We start from the raw sequence: 18,508 nt of genomic DNA on the forward strand, positions 1-18,508 counted from the left end.
CGCCGAACCGACCGGGCACACACGACGAACAAGCGGCGACCTCGACGGAAGGAGACCCCATGCGCCGCACGACCCTCGTCATCGCGACGTCCGCCGCGGCCGCCGTGGTCGGCGTGATCGCCGCCACCGCGGGGAACGGCGGGACGGGAGGCGAGACGATGTCCCAGGCGCCGCACCGGACGCACTCGACAGGCGCCGCGACCGCGACGACTCTCACCGCGTCCGATCTGCGCAACACCCTGAACCGGCTGCTGGGCGAGCACGCCGTGCTCGCGATGAACGCGACCAATCTCGGTGTCACCGGCTCGAAGAGCTTCCCGGCCGCAGCCAAGGCGCTCGACCGGAACTCGGTCGCGCTGTCGCAGGCGATCGGCTCGATCTACGGCGCCAAGGCCGCGAAGACGTTCCTCGACGGCCCTTTCCAGTGGCGGGCTCACGTCAAGTTCTTCGTCGACTATACGGTGGCTCTCGCGAAGAAGGACGCGACCGGCCAGAACAGGGCAGTCGCGAACCTCAAGACGTACACGGTGAGGCACGGTGACTTCCTCGCCGGTGCGACCGGGCTCCCGAAGCTGGCGGTGCGCAACGACCTCCTCGGTCACGTTCTCGAGCTGAAGAACCAGCTCGACGCGTACGCGAGCGGGAACTACGCGAAGGCCGCCGACACCTACCGCGCCGCCTATGCCCACATGTTCATGACGGGCGACCTGCTCTCCGGCGCGATCGCCAAGCAGAAGAGCCTGAGGTAACCGCGATCGTCTAGCGGCGGGGGAGCCCGCTCGGCTCCCCCGCCTCGAGTGACACGAGCTCGAAGGCGTCGACGTCCACGAGCCCGCGGTCGGTCAGCTTGAGCGACGGGATCACCGAGAGCGCGAGGAAGGCGAGCGTGAGGAACGGCGTGTGGCCCGTCCAGCCGAGCTCGTGCGCCGCGTCGTTGCAGGCACGGCTCTGTGCGACGACGACGTCGAGCGGCTGGTCGGACAGGAGCCCTGCCACCGGCAACGGGCACTCGGCGACGACCTCGCCACCGTCCACCGCGACGATCCCTCCGCCGATCTCGGCGAGCCGCTGCACCGCGAACGCCATGTCCTCGTCACCCACGCCGACGACCACGAGGTTGTGGGCGTCGTGGGCGACGGTCGACGCGAGGGCTCCACGGATGATCCCGGAGCCGGAGAGGAGGCCGAGCCCGATCCGCCCTGTCGCCAGATGCCGCTCGACGACGGCGAGCTTGACGAGGTCCTGCTCCGGGTCGGAGACCGCCAGCCCGTCGACCACGGCCGGCTCGCGCTCGAGCGACTCGGTCAGGACCTGATCCGCGACGAGCCCGATCGTACGGGCGGCACCGCCCTCCCACGGGATCGCGAAGTCCAAGGGTGTGACCGCCTTCACGCGGACCGTCTGCCGGACCCAGTCGGGCACCTCTCTCCGCGGCACGTCCTCGAGCGGCCGCCCGCGCTTCAGGACCACGTCGGGCACGAACCGCTCGAGGTCGGGGAGCACCAGGAGGTCGGCGACGTAGCCCGGCGCGATCGCACCGTGCCGTGCGAGCCCGTGCCATTGCGCGGGGTGCAGCGAGGCCATGAGCACGGCGTCCGCGGGCTCGATCCCCGCCGCGACCGCGTCGCGCACCATCCCGTTGACGTGGCCGCGGTCGACGATGTCCTCGGGGTCGCGGTCGTCGGTGCAGAACGCGATCCTGCCCGGGCCGTACTCGGCGACGAGCGGGAGGAGCGCCTCGAGGTTGCGTGCCATCGACGCCTCCCTGACGAGCAGCCACATCCCCGCGCGCAGCCGCTCGCGACCCTCCTCCACCGTCAACGCCTCGTGGTCCGAGCGGATGCCGGCCGCGACGTAGGCCTGAAGCTCCTTCCCGAGCACCCCCGGCGCGTGGCCGTCCACGTGCGCGGCGCCGTCCAGCGCGAGCTTCTCGAGCTCCTCCGGGGCTCCGGCGATGACCCCCGGGAAGTTCATCATCTCGGCGAGCCCGATGACCCGCCGGCGCCGCATCAGCGCCTCGAGGTCGCCGAGCGCGAGCGGCCGCCGGGGTGACTCGAACGAGGACGCCGGCACGCACGATGGCGCCGTGAAGAACACCTCCAGCTGAAGGCCCGAGGTCGCGTCGAGCAGCCAGTGGACGCCGTCCGAGCCGAGGACGTTCGCGATCTCGTGCGGATCCGCGACCACCGCGGTCGTGCCGAGCGGCAGGACGAGGCGCGCGAACTCGTCCGGGAGGAGCTTCACCGACTCGATGTGCATGTGCGCGTCGATGAAGCCGGGGACGACGTACCGGCCGTCGGCGTCGGCGGTCTCCCAGCCCTCGTAGGAGCCGAGGCCGGCGATCACGCCGTCGACGACGGCGATGTCGACGTCGAGCCATTCGCGGGTGAAGGCCGACAGGACACGGCCGCCGCGCACGACGAGGTCGGCGGGCTCGTCCCCGCGAGCGACGGCGAGACGGCGGGCGAGCCCGGGCATCCCGTGGACCTTAACCACAGCGCGAGCAGCTAGATGCCTATCGCCGGCTTGGGGGAGCTTGAGACTCGCGTGTTCGCTTGCCAAGCTTTCACAAGGGATGTCGCCGCCCGTCGCCACCGGCTCGGTCGTCGCCGACTTCCGCGTGGAGTCACTGATTGGGGAAGGCGCCATGGGACGCGTCTTCATGGCGGAGGATACGAGGCGAGGGGGGAGCATCGCCCTGAAGGTGCTTGCCGTCGATCTCGCAGAGGACGAGCGCTTTCGACGGCGCTTCCTGCGGGAGTCCAAGCTCGCGGCGAGTCTCGATCACCCCCACGTCGTTCGGATCATCGACGCGGGCGAGGAAGGCGGCGTCCTCTACCTCGCGATGGACCACGTGGCGGGGGTCGACCTGCGCGAGCGTCTCCGGCGGGAAGGCCGACTGGATCCGGAGCGCGCGATCGACCTCGTGGGGCAGGTCGCCGAGGCCCTCGACGATGCGCACGCGGCGGGGCTCGTGCACCGGGACGTGAAGCCCGCCAACATCCTCATCCAGGACGGGCCCGACAGAGAGCACGCATACGTGTGCGACTTCGGGCTCGCTCGTCACCTCTCAGCCGCCAGCAGCCTCACAACGGACCGTGGTCTCGTGGGCACGATCGACTACATCGCACCGGAGCAGATCGAGGGCGGCGACATCGACGGCCGAGCCGACGTCTACTCGCTCGGCTGCGTCCTCTTCGAATGCCTGGCCGGGAGTCGGCCGTTCGACCGCGAGAGCGAGCTCTCGGTCGTCTTCGCGCACCTGAACGAGCCGCCGCCACGTCTCTCCGATCTCGCGCCCGAGCTCCCCGCGGCATTCGACGGCGTGTTCGCCAACGCGCTCGCGAAGTCGCCCGCCGCGAGGTACTCGACGTGCGCCGAGCTGGTCGAGGCCGCGCGCGCCGCGCTGCAGGGACGGACGCTGGCACCCCGGCGGCGCCGCAGGAGGCGACTGGCGGTGGCCGTCGCGGGGATCGTCGCGGCAGGAGCCGCGGTCGGAGGCACCCTGCTGGTGCGGAGCGCTTCGCCGCCGCGGCCACCCGCGATCACGCAGACATCGATCGCAGGGGCACGGCTCGGTCTTCATCGCGCTGAGTACGAGAAGATCCTGGGCCATGCGATTCCTGTGAATCAGCCGCCGGACATTCCGGGTGCGCCCAGCAGCGAGTACGCGACGCTCGCGTTCGAGGACAAGGTCTGGGCCTTCTTCCCCGACGGACCCGAGGGCACCGCGACCATCATCGTCACCTGGAACGAGGAGTACACGACCACGGAGGGCATCGGTCCGTGCTCCACGATCGAGGAACTGAAAGCAGCCTACGGCGACCGAGTGCAACCCGACTACTACGGCACGATCGGAAGGAAGCACTTCATGTACGACGTCGGCAAGAACCTCCTCTTCGCGGCGTCCGGGCCACCTCCGCCACCGGGCGAACGGCCTGTCCCGGCGACGTACGTCTCGGCCGTGGGGCTGTTCGACGGCAGCGCTCCGGGGGCGGATGAGAGTTTCGGCGGACGCCCGTTTGCCGGCTTCGTCACGGGCAACCAGACGCCTCAGTGCACGCCGTAGTCAGCTCGCCTCGATCGACCAACTGAACCGCGTGCGACTCTCATGCGGCGCGAGACCGCCCGGCCGCAGGCCTCGGTGGACGAGTAGGACAGGCACGTTGCAGCGGCCGAGGAGCGCACGCCGCGCAGCGCCGACTCCCTCCCGACGCCAGCGCGGTGAGATGCCCACGACGACGGCGCTGGCGGTCTCGACCGCCGCGACGAGCGACTCGCTGCTCGCCCCTGCGAGGAGCGGCGTCGTCTCGACACCAACCACGCGTTGCACGGCGAGCGACGCGTCCGCTAGCAAACGGCTGGCGTCGCGTCTTGCGTGGCGCGGAACTTCGTGCGTCCCGACGAGCGTGAGCGGCACGGCGGCAGCCGAGGCGAGCCAGGCTCCCAACTCGAGCGCAGTCCAATCGTGCTCGGCGCCCCCGAATGGGACGAACACTCCAGATCCTGTCGTGAGATCGATCGCAGAGCCCGCTAACAGCGCAACCACCGCCGGAGAGCGGTCGAGGATCGCGGTCACCTCATCGGCGAGCGGCTGCTTCTCGATCCCCGGCGGAGCGTCCATGAGGACGAGCTCGACGTGGTGTGTAGCGGCGAGCCGCACCAGATCGCCAACTGCGTCCCGAGTGGTGAATGCGGCAACACGCGAGGGGACGGAAATGGACTCGCGCCGCGCATTCAACGCCGCCGTCTCGTCCCTAAGCCCTTCCACGGCAGTCAGAAGGCGGGTGACGATCACCTCGCGGGCGTCACGGCCCGCAAGCGGCTCGGCGATGGCCAGGAGCGCGTCGACTCCGGCCAGCGTCGAGGGAAGGACGAGAACCGCCCCTGCTGCGGATACTTGCGGGACGGTGCGCTCGAGGTCGAGGGACGGATCCTGCGTCAGGATCGCTCGCTCGAGCTCGCGAAGCGCCGGCGTTGGCTCGATGCCGAACTCCTCGACCAGCTCTTCTCGTGTCTCGCGGTAGACGCTGAGCGCCTCCGCTTGTCTGCCCGACCGATAGAGCGCGAGCATCAGCTGTCCACGGAAGCGCTCACGGAGTGGATGTTCGGCGACCAGTTCTTCAAGCTCTCCGATGAGCTGCGAATGGCTTCCGAGCGCCAACTCGGCTGCGATCCGCTGCTCGAGCGCGGCCAGTCGGATCTCCTCGAGCCGCTCGATCGAGAGTTGTGCGAACGGCTCGTGAGCGAGGTCGGCGAGCGGCGCACCGCGCCAGAGGTCGAGTGCCTCTGCAAAGAGGCCTGCAGCCGCTCGCGCGTCTCCCTGTGCGCGAGCTCTGCCTGCCTCCTCGGCACGGCGCTCGAAACGTTTCAAGTCGAGCTGCTCGGGCGTGAGTCGGATGGCGTATCCGGGCGAACGGGTCTCGATAGTCGACGCGCCAAGCGCTTTGCGGAGCTCGGAGATGTGCCGCTGCACCTGCGTCACGGCGGTGACGGGAGTCGCTCCCGCGTACAGGTCGTCCGCGACTCGGTCGACCGAGACGACGCGGTTTGCGTCTAGGAGCAGGATCGCCAGGGTCGCGCGCTGCTTCGGCCCGCCGAGCGAGATGGGGCCGTCGTCTCCCACGACCTCGAGCGGCCCCAGGATGCGGAATTCGAGCACCGGGCGGACGGTAGTCGGTCGATAGCGCTTCGGTAGCCGGCGGTTCGATCCTCGAGCCAGTCGAGAGGAAGGGAGGCGCACATGAGGAGTCGGAATCTCGTCGCAGCGCTCGTCGTACTCAGTCTCGGAGTGTTTGCTGGGACGGTTGCGCCTGCGGCCTGGGCAGTCGACCCGTACGTCGTCGACGTTCAGGAGTGCGCGCGCAACAACGGTCAGGCGACGGTTCCCGCCGGCGCTCCGATCAGCGTGCAGAACTTCGCCTTCGTGACCGGGACGTACGGCCTGATGCAGAACTTCCTACTCAAGCAAGAAACGATGCAGGGCGTCGCGCGACCGGCTGGTGGCACGCCGACGCTTGTCGACGTGACTGACGAGTGGTCGAACCCTGAACAGATCGGGGACGGTCCGGCTCAAGGTTGGGTGACACGCCTGCCGAACATCGAGCTCGAGGCGCTGGCAGCGGGCGAGGTGGTCGGCGTCGGAAGTCTCACCGAGTTCACCGGGCCGATCCAGATCGTGTTCACGCCGGTCGGGCTGATCGGCTTCGGCCCGTTCCACGTCGCTGCCGGCGACGTGTTCCTCCAAGTCTGCGAGATCACGGCCGTCTAGGGGGCTCCCATCCGGGACCCGGTACTTCTTCGAGAAGGCCCACGCAGAGTGGGCCTTCTCGAGATGTGGCCCTCGTCTCTGGAGCGGAATGCCGGTTCGCCGGCAAAGGGAGCGGCTCTGGCGGACCGTGGCGCCGCTCGATAGCGCGTCGGCAGCAGCGGGCTCGCTCATCGTGACTCAGCCCGCGCGGGGGGGCCGGGTGATCCGAGCGAGGGAGCCTGGTGCGCTTTGACGCCTACATGCCCATCGCGTGGTACCCCGCGTCGACGTAGAGCGTCGTGCCGGAGACGTTCCGTGCGTCCTCCGAGAGGAGGTACGCGGCCGCAGCCCCGCAGTCCGTCGAGTCGATGGTGCGATGCAGCGGGGCACGCTGCTCGAACAGCTCCTCCATCGTGGTGAACCCCGCGATCGAGCGGGCGGCGAGCGTTCGCACCGGTCCGGCGGAGATCGCGTTGATCCGGATCTGCTTCTGGCCGAGGTCCCACGCCAGGTAGCGCATCGACGCGTCGAGCGTCGCCTTCGCGACGCCCATCACGTTGTAGTGGGGCACCGCGCGGACGCCGCCGAGGTACGTCATCGTCACGATCGAGCCGCCTCCGCGCGCCGCCATCAGGGGCTCGGCCCGCCTGGCGCAGGCGACGAGCGAGTAGGCGCTGATGTCGACCGCCATCCAGAACCGGTCGCGCGGGGTGTCCGTGAAGCGGCCCTCGAGGTCCTCCGCCGCGGCGAACGCCACGGAGTGGACGAGCACGTCGAGCCCGCCGCCGAACGCCTCCGCGGTCTCGTCGAACACGCGGTCGAGGTCGTCGTCGGAGCGGACGTCGCACGGCGTCACCAGCTTCGCGTCCACGGTGGCGGCCAGGTCCCGGACCGACTTCTCGATCCGCTCCCCCTGGTACGTGAAGGCGAGCTGGGCACCCTCGGAGGCGAGCCGCTCGGAGATCGCCCAGGCGATCGAGCGCCGGTTGGCGACCCCGAGCACGAGCGCCTGCTTGCCCTCGAACCGCCCCGGCATGGCGGCGATCCTACTGCGCGTCGTTACGGTCCCGTCGTGCGTGCGTTCGCCCATGACCTGTTCACGTACCCGCTGCCGGCCGGGCACCGGTTCCCGCTCGACAAGTACCGCCTCGTGCGCGAGGCAGCGGAGGAGCTCGCGTCCGTCGAGGTGCAGGAGGCCGAGGCGGCGGGCTGGGATCAGCTGCGCCGCACGCACGACGAGGACTGGGTCGAGCGGGTGCGCGACGGCCTCCTCGCACGGCGCGAGGAGCTGGCGCTCGGGCTCCCGTGGTCGCCGGAGCTCGTCGAGCGCTCCCGCCGCTCGACCGGGGCGACGATCATGGCGGCGCACGCGGCCCTCGAGGACGGTGTCGCGGCGAACCTCGGCGGCGGGACGCACCACGCGTTCGCGCACGCCGGTCGCGGCTTCTGCGTCTTCAACGACGTGGTGACGGCGCTCCGCGAGCTCCGGACCTCTGGCCTGGTGCGGCGCGCGCTGATCGTCGACGTCGACGTCCACCAGGGGGACGGCACGCATGCTCTGCTCGCCGCCGACGCGGATGCGTTCACCCTCTCCGTGAACGGATGGCGCAACTACCCGTTCCGACGCGTGCCGGGCGACATCGAGGTCGATCTCCCCGACGGCACCGGCGACGAGCGGTACCTCACGGAGCTCACGCAGGTGCTCCCGGCCGCGCTGCGGCGGGCGCGTCCGGAGCTCTGCTTCGTGCTCGCAGGGGCTGACCCGTACGAGGGCGACCGGCTGGGCCGGCTGTCGCTCACGAAGGCCGGTCTGCGCGAGCGTGACCTCCTCGTCCGGGACATGCTCGCGGCCGGCGGCGTGCCCATCTGCGTGACGCTCGCCGGTGGGTACGCGAATGACGTCCGCGACACGGTCGAGATCAACGTGAACACCTTGCGCGTGTTCGCTTAGGGTGCTCCGAGATGAGCGATACGCCCGCCACCGATCCGGCCGCCTCGGGCGGCCGGATCGCCGTCGTGACGGGCGCGTCCTCCGGGCTCGGTGAGGCGATCGCGCGCCTGCTCGGCCAGAAGGGCTGGCACTGCGTCCTCGTTGCGCGGCGGGAGGATCGACTCCGCACGCTCGCCGAGGAGCTCGGCGGCGAGGTCGAGGTCTGTGACGTGAGCGACCGGGAGGCCGTCGAGGCGATGGCGGCCGGCGTCCTCGAGCGCCATCCGGCGATCCACCTCCTCGTCAACAGCGCGGGGATCCCGGCGCGGGGCACGTTCCTCACGGTCGACCCGGAGCTGATCCGCCGCGTGATGGACGTCAACTACCTGGGCGGGGTCTGGTGCACCCGGGCGCTCCTCCCCGGGCTCCGGTGGGCGGCGGCGTCCGGCGACCGCCGCGCGCACGTCGTCAACATCATCTCCGTCGGAGGGACGGTCGCATTCGCGCCGTCGGGCGCGTACGCGTCCTCCAAGCACGCGCAGCTCGCCTTCTCGCGCTCGCTCGCGTACGCGCTGCGGGGAACCGGGATCAGCGTCCACTCGGTGATGCCCGGCTTCGTCGAGACCGAGGGGTTCCCGCAGAAGGGAGTCCTCAAGAGCCGCCTCCTGGGGCGATTCGTGATCCAGCCGCCGAGGGTCGCGGAAGCGGTCGTCGGGGCCGTCGAGAAGGACAAGCGGGAGATCACGGTGCCGTGGTTCCCGTACCGCCCGATCTCCGTCGTCCAGGTTCTCGCGCCGGGCCTGATCGCGCGCTTCGCGGGAATGTCCGACTACCGGTCCGGCTCCGTGTAGCCCTCGTCGGCCTCGTCCGGCGGGTCGTTGAGCCGCTCGATCCACCGGGCGAACAGCGGGTCGACGATCGCGTGGCCGCCCCCCTCGCGCTCCTCGATCTCGGCCGTCGCCGCGAGACGCGGCAGGGCCCGCCGCACGACGTCCTTGGTCAGCTCGAGCCGCCGCAGCGCCGCCGAGCGGTACGGCGACCCCGAGCCGAGGAGGATCGCCCGCAGCGTCTTCTGCTGCGACGTGTCGAGCCCGCGCCACTGGGCGTCGAACTCGGGCTCGAGCTCCCGCATCGCGGCCGCGTCCGCCGCCTCCCAGTCCGCGAGCGTCGCGTCCGCCGCCGGTCGCACCTCCTCCCACAGGCGATGTGCCAGGAGCATCGTCCGCTGCGGGTGGCCCTGCGCGGCCCCGAGCAACGGGTTGAGGGCCTCGCCCGCGGACCGTCGGGTGGCCTCGAACCGCGCGGCGACGTATGCGGCGATGTCGGGGTCGGCCAGGCGGCCGAGGCGCATCGGCACGGCCGAGCCGTACAGCGGCCGGTCCTTCGTCTCGAACAGGAGCCGCATGAGCCCGGGCTCGGAGCCGGCGAAGACGTAGGACGCGACCTCGCCGTGGTGCTGGATGTGGCTGCGCAGAAGACCGTCCAGGCCCTCGATCCGCCCGATGTCCTGGAACTCGTCGAATACGACGAAGGCGCGGTAGCCGCCCGCTGCCTCGAGCCGGAGCGGCAGCTCGAGCAGCGCGTGCAGCGCGGGGAGCACGTCCCGGGTCGGCTCGAGCTGGAGCCGCGCGCTGATGCCGAACGCGCCGAGCGACAGGCCGACGCCCGTGCGCTGCAGGAATGCCTCGACGCGTCGCCTCACCTCGCCCTTCAGCTGCTTCGCATATGCACGCTCGAGGCGCACCGTGACGTCGGCGATCGACGACACCCGGTACAGGTCGACGAGCACCGGGATCAGCCCCTCGTTCCGCTCACCCTCGTGGAGGGCGAGCTTGAGCAGGCTCGTCTTCCCGTACTTGCGGGGTGCGTAGAGCCGGACGTAGTGGCCTCCGACGACGTTCCGCAGGAGCGCGCGGACTTCCTCCTCACGGTCGACGACGTCCTCCGGCGAGACCGGGTGCGAGTAGACGAACGGGTTGACGTCTTCGATCATGCGCCCCACAGACTACCGCGAAGGTGTCATGCTGACTACTGATCCGTAGTCTGTCAGGCGCAAGCCGGATCAGGCCTTGCGGGCGACGTACCAGCCGACCTCGACCTCGTGCGGGTCGGGCGCCATCCTCGCCACGCGCTCCCGCTCCTCTCCCTCCAGCCCCACGAGATCGAGGTAGCGGCCCATCTCCCTCCGCTCCCGCACGATCTCGTTGGCGGTGACGACGAGGTCGTTCGCCTCGAGGTACCCGCGGATGTCGGCGTCGGGGAGGAGGCGGGTGTGCGACGGGTCGCGGGCGCGCTCGAACCGGTCGAGCTCGAGGCTTCGCATCGGGTCCACGTCGCCGAGCTGGTCGACCAGCAGGATGCGGCCGCCGGGCTGTGTGACGCGTGCGATCTCGGCGACGACGAGCTCGGGCCGGTGGACGTGGTGGAGCACGCGCATGCACCCGACGAGGTCGAAGTCGCCGTACGGGAAGGGGAGCGCCGTCGCGTCGCCCGGCACGAACGTGCATCCCTCGGGTGCGTTCTCGCGGGCGGCGGCGAGGAGCTCCTCCGAGGAGTCCACACCCACGACCTCGCCCACGAGCGGCGCCAGAGCGTAGGCGAGCGCGCCCGTTCCGCAGCCGACGTCGAGCGCCCGCTCGTCGCCTCCGAGCGGAGCGAGCAGCCTCCGCAGCCGCGCCTGGAGGTCGTCGTGGCGCTCCGCCTGGAGAGCGCGTCGATGCTCGACCGGCCCGGTCATCGCACAACCTCTCTCGCGCCTCGCCCGGGCGGCACCCGGATCCCGCACGCGAGCTCGTAGCCGATCGTGCCAGCGACGACCGCATGCGCCTCGAGCGTCACGCCGTCGCCGACGAGGGTCACGGGCTCACCGGCGTCGACCGGACCGGGCAGCCGGACGGCGAGCGCGTCCATCGAGACCGTCCCCACGACGGGGACGCGGCCGCCTGCCACCACCAGTTCCGTCCCGGTGAGGTCCCGCCGGAAGCCGTCGGCATATCCGACGGGGACGATCCCGATCCAGGTCTCCTCCGTCGCGACGAACCGCCGGCCGTACCCGGTCGAGTCACCCGGCGCCAGCTGTCGTATCTGCGCGAGCTCCGACTCCCACCGCAGCGCGGGGCGCAGCCCGAACCGCGTGGCGTCGACTCCCTCCGGATCGACCCCGTACAACGCGATCCCGCAGCGGACGGCGTCCAGATGCGTCTCGGGCGCGTTCAGCGCCGCTGCGCTGTTGGCCGCGTGGCGGACGTAGCGGGAGGCGTAGGGCTCGGTCGCGCGGAGGAACCGCTCGAGCTGCTCCATCGCGAACGACCGGTCGCTGTCCGCGGTGGCGAGGTGCGTCATCAGGCCGACCACCGCGCCTCCCGGCTCGGGCAGCTCGCCGAGCCCCCATCGGCCCATGCCGGTGTCGAGCTTCACGTGGACGGCGACGCCCTCGGGCAGTCGCTCGTCGGACACGACCAGCTCGAGGCCCGCCTCGCGTGCGGTCGCGACGTCACCCTCATCGGTCGGGCCGAGCACCAGGATCCTGGTCTCGGGCTGCGCATCGCGCAGCGGGAGAGCCTCGCCGACGGTGGCAACGCAGAGCGCGCTGGCGCCGCCCTGGAGGGCGGCGCCGGCGACGTCGAGCGCACCGTGCCCGTAGCCGTCCGCCTTGACGACCGCCCACAGCTCGGCGGGAGCGACCGCCTCGCAGAGCACGCGCGCGTTGTGACGGATTGCGCCGAGGTCGATGGTGACGAGCGAGCGGGCCACGCCTCCATTCTCGCGACGCTCGGCGACACGCGGCCGAGTCAGCGTCATGTCAGCACGGACGGTAGTGCGGCGGCGACGTCCGACGCGACGAGCCCCGCCTGGTGCGGCACCGCTCCGGCAGCTCGACCGTGGGCGACGGCTGCGGCGACCGCCGCGTCGACCGGGTCGAGGCCCTTCGCCAGGAACGCGCCGACGACGCCGGTGAGCACGTCGCCCGTGCCGGCAGTCGCGAGCGAGGGCGGGCCGGTGTCACACACGATCGCCCGACCGTCGGGAGCCCGCACGATCGTGTCTGGGCCCTTCAGCAGCACGACCGCGTCGAACCGCTCCGCGCAGCGGCCGGCTGCCTCCAGGCGGTGCGCCGACACCCACTCCGAGCTCTCGTCCAGGAGGCGCGCGAGCTCGCCCGCGTGGGGCGTCAGCACGAGCGGCCCCGGACGACCGACCGGCTCCAGGCCGAAGAGGCCGTCCGCGTCGACGACCACGGGAAGAGGCGTTCGCAACAGCACCGCCCTGACGAGCGCGCGGGCCTCCTCCGAGCGGCCGATGCCGGGCCCGAGGGCGACGGCGGACGCGCGTTCGAGCTCGGGGTCGAGGGTCTCCACGGCGGTCGCCCACTCGAAGCCGCGCTTGACGGGCTCCAGGGCGAGGCTCTCCGCGATGCCCAGGCACGGCGCGGGGACTGCCAGGGTGACGTACCCCGCGTCGGCACGCAGCGCTCCCGTCGCGGCGAGGACGGCTGCGCCGGTTGTGCCCGGTGCGCCCCCGACCACGAGAAGCGACCCGGCGGTGAACTTCGTGTCGCGCTCGCTCCGCCGCGGGACCCGGTCGAGGATCGAGGGAGTGGCCCGCACGATCGCGGTCGGGGCCGGCTCGAGCCCGATGTCGGCGACTGCGACCCTCCCCGCGTGGAACCTGCCGGGCGAGACGACCAGCCCGACCTTGCTCCCGTGGAAGGTGACGGTCAGGTCGGCCTCGACGGCCGCGCCGGCGACCTCGCCGGTGGAGGCGTCGACACCGGACGGCAGGTCGACCGCCACGACCGGGGCTCCGCTCGCCCCGATTCGCTCGATCATGGCCGCCGCCTCGGGCCGGGGCGCGCCGCGAAAGCCGGTCCCGAACAGCGCATCGACCACGACCTCCGCCCCCGACGGGTCGTCCGTCTCGACTGCGTCCCTTCCCGCGACGCGGAGGATCCGGGCCGCGATGCGGCCGTCGCCGCCGTTCGCCCCTCCGCCGCACACGACCGCGAATCGGCGGGCGTCGGGGTAGGAGCGGAGCACCTCGGTCGCGACCGCCGCGCCGGCGCGCTCCATCAGCTCGCCCGCGGTCTCGGGGTAGCCGGGAAATCGCTCCTCGGCGGCGCGCATCTCGGCGGCGGTGTAGAGCGGCTCGTGCATCACGGACGCGGGCGGCGCACGGGCGGCGACTCGAGATCCGCGACGCACGTGGCGGCGGCGATCGTGTGCGAGTGCGTGAGGGAGACGTCGATCTCGCGCATCCCGACCTTCTCGGCCCAGCGCAGCGTCTTGCCCGCGAGTGTCACACCGGGTTTCGGCGGGCCGACGATCTCGATCTCCTTCCAGGTGAAGAGCACGCCGCAGCCCAGCGCCTTGCCGACCGCCTCCTTGCCGCAGAACCGGGCGGCGTAGGACTCCGCGGGGTTGCGACGCGATTCGCAGTACGCCTGCTCGTCGGGCGTGAAGCAGCGGTCGCGAAACCCGGGCCGCTCGAGCGCCCGCCGGATCCGCTCGATCTCGATCACATCCGTCCCGATCCGGACCGGCATCACGTCAGAGCGTTCGCTCGAGCCAGTCGGGCAGGTCCGCGACCGAGCTCAGCACCACGTCGGGCGTCACGTCGAGCTGCTCGAGCGTGTCCGGCCTGAACTTGCCCGTCCGGACGAGCGCGGTGCGCATGCCGAAGAGCTGCGCGGCACGGACGTCGGCCTCCGCGTCGTCGCCGACCAGCCACGTCAGCTCGGGCTCTGCGCCCAGGGCGTCGAGGGCGGCCGCGAAGTACGCGGGGCTCGGCTTGCCGAGCACGGTGGCCTCGACGCCCGTCGCGTACTCGAGCCCTGCGACGAACGCGCCCGCGTCGAGGAGCGGCCCCCGGCTCGTCTGCCACCAGCGGTTCTTGTGCAGGCAGTAGAGCTCCGCCCCCATCTGGATCTCGGCGAAGGCGCGGGCGAGGTTCATGTAGCTGAACACCTGGTTGGGCTCGAGGGTCTCGTCGCAGCCGCCGATGAGCACCGCTTCCGCGCCCTCGCCCACGAGCTCGATTCCCTCGAGATCCGGGACGACGCCCGCCATCACGAGCGCGAAGACGCGCTTGCCGGCGAGCTCCCGCGCCGCGGTGCGGGCGGTGGTCTGCAACTCGTCGTCGGCCAGCTCGAACCCGAGCGCCCGAAGCTCCTCGGCGAGCTGCGCGCGCGGCATCGTCGAGTTGTTCGTCACGAAGCGCAGGGTGTGCCCCGACTCGCGGAGGGCGGCGACCGCGGCCGCCGCGCCGGGGATCGCCTCCCCGGAGACGTGCAGCACTCCGTCGACGTCCAGGAGAATGCACGCCATGGGGCGGGAGTCTATTCGTGTCACGCGCTCGGTCTCCGTCGATCCGGACGAGATCGAGCTGCGGGTCTCCCGCTCGTCCGGTCCGGGCGGGCAGCACGCGAACAAGGCGGAGACCCGCGTCGAGGCCGTGTTCGACGTCGAGGCCTCCCCGTCCCTGACCCCGGCTCAGAAGCGCCGCGTGGTGTCCCGCGCGGGCCCCGTGCTCCGCGCGGTGGCCCAGGACGAGCGGAGCCAGGCGCGGAACCGCGAGCTCGCCGTCGAACGGCTCGTCGGGAAGCTCGCCGCGGCCCTCAGGCTGGAGCGGCGGCGCGTTCCGACACGGCCGACGGGAGCAGCACGCGAACGGCGGCTGGCGGAGAAGCGCCGCCGGGCCCAGCTCAAGCGCCACCGAGCGCCGCCGCCGCCAGACTAGGGGGCTTGTGTCCATCCAATCCACGCCACTGACGGCCGCCGCGGTTCGCCCCCTGCTCCGGGGGCGCTTCGGAGAGCCCTACCTCTGGAGCGAGTCGTGTTCCTCCACGCAGGACGTCCTGCGTGGCAGCGACCTGCCGGAGGGGGCCGTCGCCGTCACGGAGCACCAGACCGGAGGTCGCGGGCGAGAGGGTCGCCGCTGGGACGACTCGCCCGGGCGATCGCTCCTCGTCTCCCTCCTGCTGAGGCCCCCTCCCGGTGCGGCCGCAGAGCAGCTCTCGCTCGTGGCCGGGCTCTGTGTGGCCGAGTCGGTCGAGGAAGACCGGGACGCCGCGAGCATCAAGTGGCCGAACGACGTCCTGGTGTCCGGGCGCAAGGTGGCCGGCGTGCTGATCGAGGCCTCCGAGGGCGCCGTCGTCTGCGGGATCGGCGTCAACGTCTTGCAGACCGAGGCCGAGCTACCGGCGCAGACGCGCCTGCCGGCAGCCTCGCTGCTGACCGCCTCGGGTCGCGCGCTCGACCGCGCGACGCTGCTGGCGTCGCTGCTCGAGATCCTCGAGCACCGCTACGACGCGTGGCGCCGATCGGGGCTCGCCCCGCTCCTCGACGAGCTCGAGGCGCGCAACGTCCTCCGGGGACGGGATGTCCGGGTCGCCGGGGAGGCCGGGACGGCCGGGAGCATCGCTCCCGACGGCCGGCTCACGCTCCGCCGCCCGGACGGATCGACGACGCTCGTGGGGAGCGGTGAGGTGGAGCTCGGCGGCCCGTAGGGACGGCGATCCGTTGTGTCAGCCCTCCACGTGAGGGAAGCCGAAGCGACCCTTGACGCAGAGGTTGCCGAGCGTGATGTCGTGGTCGGCCGCGCTCGTGACCTTGACGATCCGGTTGTCCTGCACGTGGAGCTCGAGCGAGCACCCGACGCCGCAGTACGGGCAGATCGTCTCGGTCACGACCTGCTCGTCCTCACGCCACTCTCCCGCCGACCGAAGCTCGTGCTCCGAGCGGAACATGAGCGCACCCGTCGGGCAGACCGCGATGCAGTTGCCGCAGTAGACGCAGGCCGACTGCGGCAGCGGCGTGTCCAGCTCGGTGGAGATCCGCGCGTCGAAGCCGCGCCCCGCGACGTGGATCGCGAACGTGCTCTGGTGCTGCTCGCCGCAGGCGTCGACGCACTTGTAACAGAGGATGCACTTGGAGTAGTCCCGGACGTAGAGCTCGTTGTCGACCTTCACCGGCTGGTGGACGGTGGCCGCCGTCCGTCCGTCCGGCTCGACGTGGTGCCCCGTTCGGGCGCGATCGCGGTCGTGGGTGGGTGCTGCCTGGGGGCCGAAGCGCTCCGGCGCGGCCCCATAGCGGCCCAGGTAGCCGGGCGCGACCGGCGTGGTCGAGAGGTCGACCGACGAGGCGAGCAGCTCCAGCACGAGCCTGCGTGAGAGGCGCACCCGCTCGGAGTCGGTGTGCACCTTCATCCCCGGCTCCGCCTTGCGCGAGCAGGACGGCACGAGCACGCGAGAGCCCTCGACCTCGACGACGCAGACGCGACACACGTTCGCCGGCTCGAGGGTCTCGCCGTAGCAGAGCGTCGGCGTATCGATTCCGAGCCGTGTGCAGGCGTCGAGGATGGTCGAGCCCTCGAACACGCGGACGGGCTCCCCGTCGATCTCGAGCTCGATCATGCGCTGCGGCGCGAGCAGCTCGGTCATGCCGGCTCCCCCTCGAAGACGCGGAGCCGACGGATCGCCGACTCGACGGCGCTCGAGGCCGTCTGGCCGAGCCCGCAGATGGATGCGTCGCGCATGCACTGGCCGAGCTCGCCGATCAGAGCCAGCTCCCGCTCGACTCCCCCCCGGGCCTCGCCGGAGAGGAGCCGGGCCAGCGCCTCCTCCTGGCGTACCGTCCCGACACGGCACGGGACGCACTGGCCGCACGACTCGTCGCGGAAGAAGGCGGCGATGCGCATCAGGATCCGAGGTAGGTCGACCGTCTCGTCGAGCACGAGCACGACGCCGGAACCGAGCGTCGCGCCCGCCTCCCGCATCCCCTCGAACGTGAGCGGCACGTCGAGCTCGTCCGGCCCGAGGAACGCGCCCGCCGCGCCGCCCATCAGCACGGCCTGCAGCGCTCGACCTCCTGGTACGCCGCCCGCGAGGTCGAGCACGTGGCGAAGGGTCACACCGAACGGCACCTCGTAGGTGCCGGGCCGCAGGACGTGCCCGGAGACGCAGAGCAGCTTCGTCCCCGTCGAGCCCTCGGTCCCGATCTCGGCGAAGGACGGTCCCGAGCCGAGCACGACATCGAGGACGTTGACGAGCGTCTCGACGTTGTTGACGACGGTGGGCTTGCCGAAGAGGCCGACGTCGACGGGGAAGGGAGGCTTGTTGCGGGGCTCGCCTCGCTTCCCCTCGATCGACTCGAAGATGGCCGTCTCCTCGCCGCAGATGTAGGCGCCCGCCCCTCGGCGGATCTCGGCGTCGAACGCGAAGCCCTCGCCCATCACGTCGTCCCCGAGGAACCCGCGCCGGCGAGCCTCGGCGAGGGCGTCCTCGAGCGCCTGCCGCGCTTCCGGGTACTCGCCCCGGATGTAGACGTACCCCCGCTCGCAGCCGGTCGCGTACGCGGCAAGGGTCATCGCCTCGACGACCGCGAACGGGTCGCCCTCCATGAGCGCACGGTCCTTGAACGTGCCGGGCTCGGACTCGTCGGCGTTGCAGACCAGGTAGTGGGGCCGCACGGGCTGGCGCGCGACCGCCTCCCACTTCACACCGGTGGGGAAGGCCGCCCCGCCCCGGCCCACGAGCTTCGAGTCCCTCACCTCGCGCAGAACGCCCTCCGGCCCGAGCTCGAAGGCCCGTCTGAGCGCGGCGTAGCCGCCGTGCGCCCGGTACCCGTCGAGGCTGATGGGGTCGACCGACCCGACGCGGCGCAGGAGCCGGAGCGATGGATCACCGGCCTGCGGGAGCGGACCAGACGGCGACGGCCGCGGCTCGCCCCCCGCCAGGAGCTCGAGGAGAGTGGCGGCGTCGACCGGCGCCTGGGCGCGCTCCAGGGGATCGTCTCCCGCGACCGCGAGCATCGCGGCGGGTGCGCGGTCGCACTGGCCCAGGCAGGGGCTGCGAAGCCACGTGGCCGACCCGTCCTCCGACAGCTCGCCCTCCGGTCCGAAGCCGGCCTCGAGCCGGACGATCAGCTCCTCCGAGCCCCAACACCTGCAGGCGATGTCCTCGCAGACGTGCACGACCCGCGCCGGCCTGGGCTCGAGCGCGAAGAGGGCGTAGAACGTCGCCACGCCGTAGGCGTCCGCCGGCGGCACGGTCAGCCTTCGGCAGATCTCGTTCAGGCCGCCCGGGCTGATCCAGCCGATCCGCTCCTGGAGCGCCCACAGCGCCGGAAGCAGCAGGTGGCGCCTGGCGCGGGCGGAGTGGCCGCCCGCCGCGGTGTTGCCGGCGGCGCCGGCCTCCCGCGCGCCGCCCTCCCACCCCGACGCGGGCGCTCCGAGCGCCGCATCGAGCGCGGCACGCTCGCCCGGGGTCGCGTCGGCGTGAGGGACGAGCTTCAGGTCCATCGAGAGGCGTGGCGTCGGTCGGTGGTGCGGGG

The 18,508-nt window shown here is 71.8% G+C and carries 18 protein-coding genes; 7 read left to right on the top strand and 11 right to left on the bottom strand.

What is annotated here, in order from left to right:
- Positions 1–59 precede the first annotated feature (59 nt).
- The gene (locus VFO26_RS11770) at positions 60–749 is read left to right on the top strand and encodes a hypothetical protein (protein ID WP_325115176.1); all 690 of its coding nucleotides are present in this window, start codon (positions 60–62) and stop codon (positions 747–749) included.
- A gap of 10 nt (positions 750–759) precedes the next feature.
- Here VFO26_RS11770 and ade read toward each other — a convergent pair whose 3' ends face one another.
- Entirely contained in the window at positions 760–2,478 is a 1,719-nt protein-coding gene (ade, locus tag VFO26_RS11775; protein WP_325115177.1) for an adenine deaminase, read from the bottom strand.
- A 97-nt stretch (positions 2,479–2,575) separates the two neighbouring features.
- On the opposite strand from ade, the gene VFO26_RS11780 reads away from it, so the two are divergent.
- Positions 2,576–4,069, top strand: coding sequence for a serine/threonine-protein kinase (locus VFO26_RS11780; protein WP_325115178.1), 1,494 nt, complete (start codon positions 2,576–2,578; stop codon positions 4,067–4,069).
- Here VFO26_RS11780 and VFO26_RS11785 read toward each other — a convergent pair whose 3' ends face one another.
- Positions 4,070–5,662, bottom strand: coding sequence for a BTAD domain-containing putative transcriptional regulator (locus VFO26_RS11785; RefSeq protein ID WP_325115179.1), 1,593 nt, complete (start codon positions 5,660–5,662; stop codon positions 4,070–4,072).
- An 81-nt stretch (positions 5,663–5,743) separates the two neighbouring features.
- On the opposite strand from VFO26_RS11785, the gene VFO26_RS11790 reads away from it, so the two are divergent.
- Positions 5,744–6,271: a hypothetical protein gene (locus tag VFO26_RS11790; RefSeq protein ID WP_325115180.1), complete on the top strand. Its 528-nt coding sequence runs from the start codon at positions 5,744–5,746 to the stop codon at positions 6,269–6,271.
- A 235-nt stretch (positions 6,272–6,506) separates the two neighbouring features.
- On the opposite strand, the gene VFO26_RS11795 is transcribed toward VFO26_RS11790, so the two are convergent.
- The gene (locus tag VFO26_RS11795) at positions 6,507–7,286 is read right to left on the bottom strand and encodes an enoyl-ACP reductase (RefSeq protein WP_325115181.1); all 780 of its coding nucleotides are present in this window, start codon (positions 7,284–7,286) and stop codon (positions 6,507–6,509) included.
- Positions 7,287–7,322: 36 nt separating this feature from the next.
- Between VFO26_RS11795 and VFO26_RS11800 the strand changes: the two genes are divergently transcribed.
- Positions 7,323–8,201 carry a histone deacetylase gene (locus VFO26_RS11800; RefSeq protein WP_325115182.1) on the top strand — a complete coding sequence of 293 codons (879 nt, stop codon included), beginning with the start codon at positions 7,323–7,325 and terminating at the stop codon, positions 8,199–8,201.
- A gap of 11 nt (positions 8,202–8,212) precedes the next feature.
- Entirely contained in the window at positions 8,213–9,031 is an 819-nt protein-coding gene (locus tag VFO26_RS11805; RefSeq protein ID WP_325115183.1) for an SDR family oxidoreductase, read from the top strand.
- On the opposite strand, the gene VFO26_RS11810 is transcribed toward VFO26_RS11805, so the two are convergent.
- The 6 genes from VFO26_RS11810 to VFO26_RS11835 form a co-directional block, all read right to left on the bottom strand.
- The gene (locus VFO26_RS11810) at positions 9,010–10,173 is read right to left on the bottom strand and encodes a hypothetical protein (protein WP_325115184.1); all 1,164 of its coding nucleotides are present in this window, start codon (positions 10,171–10,173) and stop codon (positions 9,010–9,012) included. The two genes, VFO26_RS11805 and VFO26_RS11810, sit on opposite strands and share 22 nt — an antisense overlap.
- A 69-nt stretch (positions 10,174–10,242) precedes the next feature.
- Positions 10,243–10,917 (bottom strand): class I SAM-dependent methyltransferase, encoded by a 675-nt coding sequence (locus tag VFO26_RS11815; protein ID WP_325115185.1) that lies wholly within the window; start codon positions 10,915–10,917, stop codon positions 10,243–10,245.
- Positions 10,914–11,981: an alanine racemase gene (gene alr / locus VFO26_RS11820; protein ID WP_325115186.1), complete on the bottom strand. Its 1,068-nt coding sequence runs from the start codon at positions 11,979–11,981 to the stop codon at positions 10,914–10,916. Before alr ends, VFO26_RS11815 begins: the two co-directional genes overlap by 4 nt.
- Positions 11,978–13,333, bottom strand: coding sequence for an NAD(P)H-hydrate dehydratase (locus tag VFO26_RS11825; protein ID WP_325115187.1), 1,356 nt, complete (start codon positions 13,331–13,333; stop codon positions 11,978–11,980). Before VFO26_RS11825 ends, alr begins: the two co-directional genes overlap by 4 nt.
- Entirely contained in the window at positions 13,333–13,722 is a 390-nt protein-coding gene (locus tag VFO26_RS11830; protein ID WP_325115188.1) for a holo-ACP synthase, read from the bottom strand. The genes VFO26_RS11825 and VFO26_RS11830 overlap by 1 nt, the downstream gene beginning before the upstream one ends.
- A gap of 4 nt (positions 13,723–13,726) precedes the next feature.
- A complete protein-coding gene (locus VFO26_RS11835) occupies positions 13,727–14,503 on the bottom strand; it encodes a TIGR01458 family HAD-type hydrolase (protein ID WP_325115189.1) in 777 nt (258 codons plus the stop codon).
- Between VFO26_RS11835 and arfB the strand changes: the two genes are divergently transcribed.
- Both arfB and VFO26_RS11845 read left to right on the top strand, forming a co-directional pair.
- Positions 14,502–14,915: an alternative ribosome rescue aminoacyl-tRNA hydrolase ArfB gene (gene arfB, locus VFO26_RS11840; protein WP_325115190.1), complete on the top strand. Its 414-nt coding sequence runs from the start codon at positions 14,502–14,504 to the stop codon at positions 14,913–14,915. The genes VFO26_RS11835 and arfB overlap by 2 nt on opposite strands.
- A gap of 7 nt (positions 14,916–14,922) precedes the next feature.
- Positions 14,923–15,684, top strand: coding sequence for a biotin--[acetyl-CoA-carboxylase] ligase (locus VFO26_RS11845; RefSeq protein WP_325115191.1), 762 nt, complete (start codon positions 14,923–14,925; stop codon positions 15,682–15,684).
- Positions 15,685–15,702: 18 nt separating this feature from the next.
- Here VFO26_RS11845 and VFO26_RS11850 read toward each other — a convergent pair whose 3' ends face one another.
- Both VFO26_RS11850 and VFO26_RS11855 read right to left on the bottom strand, forming a co-directional pair.
- Positions 15,703–16,617 carry a 2Fe-2S iron-sulfur cluster-binding protein gene (locus tag VFO26_RS11850; RefSeq protein WP_325115192.1) on the bottom strand — a complete coding sequence of 305 codons (915 nt, stop codon included), beginning with the start codon at positions 16,615–16,617 and terminating at the stop codon, positions 15,703–15,705.
- Complete coding sequence (locus tag VFO26_RS11855; RefSeq protein WP_325115193.1) at positions 16,614–18,476, bottom strand: NAD(P)H-dependent oxidoreductase subunit E; 1,863 nt, start codon at positions 18,474–18,476, stop codon at positions 16,614–16,616. Before VFO26_RS11855 ends, VFO26_RS11850 begins: the two co-directional genes overlap by 4 nt.
- Positions 18,477–18,508: the final 32 nt, after the last annotated feature.

Source organism: Gaiella sp. (assembly GCF_035710885.1).
Taxonomy (GTDB): Bacteria; Actinomycetota; Thermoleophilia; order Gaiellales; family Gaiellaceae; genus Gaiella.